This is a genomic window from Myroides sp. LoEW2-1 (genome assembly GCF_009767705.1).
Lineage (GTDB): Bacteria > Bacteroidota > Bacteroidia > Flavobacteriales > Flavobacteriaceae > Flavobacterium > Flavobacterium album_A.
In genome coordinates, this window is the sequence record NZ_WSPP01000333.1 from 1 (window position 1) to 343 (window position 343).

Genomic DNA, 343 nt, shown 5'->3' on the forward strand with positions numbered 1-343 from the left:
TCTTTTCATACCATTAAGCCTAAGTTTTTGCATTTTTTCAATTGTTGCATTAACATTCATAAACATAAAGATTTAGTTAAAATAATTATTCCCTCTGATATTTTCATGTTGGGGTATAGCTTGTAAGTTTTGTTCTAATTCTTGTTGATCTAATCCGTTTTTTAAAATATTTTCAATAGCCTTATAGCTTATATGTTCATAAGCTAACGCTCGTTTACAAGCTAAGTTTAGTCTAGAATTCCCTACTTTACTAGCAAAGGACAAAACAGCTATACATGATTTAAAGCTCTGTTCTACAAAGGTTTGTTTGTGCAGTATTTTCCCAATAAAAGCTTTTGTTTCA

1 pseudogene is annotated in these 343 nt (G+C 29.2%); it reads right to left on the reverse strand.

Annotation, left to right across the window (positions count from 1 at the left end):
- Positions 1–72 precede the first annotated feature (72 nt).
- A pseudogene (locus GOQ24_RS17045) lies at positions 73–343 on the reverse strand (IS21 family transposase); the annotation flags it as partial.